Source organism: Rhizobium sp. PP-F2F-G48, from assembly GCF_004342335.1.
Classification (GTDB): Bacteria; Pseudomonadota; Alphaproteobacteria; order Rhizobiales; family Rhizobiaceae; genus Ferranicluibacter.
Genome location: NZ_SLVH01000033.1, coordinates 1 through 1,271, shown reverse-complemented (window position 1 = coordinate 1,271; position 1,271 = coordinate 1). Strand labels below are relative to the sequence as shown.

Sequence of the window (1,271 nt, the reverse complement as noted above, 5' to 3'; positions counted from 1 at the left end):
TGACCTGCCACTGAAGTTTCATCCGGCTGCGATTAGAGCCTGGGCGGTTTTTGATACGCCAAATGGCGGGGTGGGAGCAACCGGCGGAAACGCGAAGCTTCCACATTGTGAAGCGTTGGAGCCGGTTGCCGCGATTGTCCCGGCATAGGCTGCCGGGGTCTGGTATCCGAGCGACGAGTGCGGCCGGAAGGTGTTGTAGTCCTCAGCCCATTCGGCAATGGCGCTGCGGGCGTGGTCGAGGCCGAAGAACAGGCTCTCATTGAGCAATTCGTCACGCATGCGGCCGTTGAAACTCTCAACATAGCCATTCTGCATCGGCCTTCCCGGCGCAATGTAGTGCCATTCGACCTTGTGGTCCCTGGACCAGGCCAGGATCGCATTCGAGGTGAACTCGGTGCCATTGTCGGAGACGATCATGCCGGGTTTGCCGCGTCTTTCGACGAGTGTCGTCAGTTCTCGCGCCACACGACGGCCAGAGATCGACGTGTCCGGGATCGCCGCCAAGCATTCGCGCGTAACGTCGTCGACAATGTTGAGCACGCGGAAGCGTCTGCCGCAGGCGAACTGATCGTGGACGAAATCCAGCGACCAGCGGGCATTGGCTTTTGCTTCGACGAGGATCGGAGCACGCGTGCCAACCGCACGACGTCTGGCTTTCCGCTTGCGCACGGAAAGACCTTCCTCGCGATAGAGCCGGTAGATGCGATTGACCCCGGAAGGCTCTCCATCTCGCCGAAGCAAGATGAACAGCCGTCGATAGCCGAACCGTCGTCGCTCATTGGCGAGATCGCGCAGCTTCGTCCGAAGTTCGACCTCTGGCGGTCGACTGGACCGATAACGGACCGTCGTGCGGTCGGTAGATATGATCTGGCAGGCCCGCCGCTCCGAAAGCCCCATTGTGACCTTCAGATGCGTGACAGCTTCACGCTTGGCGGCAGGCCCTACCATTTTTTTCCGAGAAGCTCACGAAGAGCGGCAACATCCAGCATCTGCTCGGCCAACAACTTCTTCAGCTTGGCATTCTCGTCCTCAAGCGCCTTCAGACGTTTGGCCTCCGACACTTCCATACCGCCGTATTTGGCTTTCCAGTTATAAAAGGTCGCTTCCGATATTCCGTGTTTGCGGCACAGGTCAGCGGCCTTCGCGCCAGCCTCCTGCTCACGCAGCACACCGATGATCTGCTCTTCCGTAAATCTCTGCTTCTTCATTCGTCCGTCCTTCGTCAGGCCGAACTCTAATCAAGTCTGGAGGAAATTCTCAGTGGCAGGTCA

The 1,271-nt window shown here is 58.9% G+C and carries 1 protein-coding gene; it reads right to left on the bottom strand.

Going from position 1 to position 1,271, the window contains the following annotated elements; genetic code table 11:
- Positions 1–18: 18 nt before the first annotated feature.
- A protein-coding gene (locus C8J36_RS24685) for an IS3 family transposase (RefSeq protein WP_132537893.1) occupies positions 19–1,208 on the bottom strand; the annotation gives its coding sequence in 2 pieces (ribosomal slippage) (positions 19–956 and positions 956–1,208; 1,191 coding nt in all).
- Positions 1,209–1,271 lie beyond the last annotated feature (63 nt).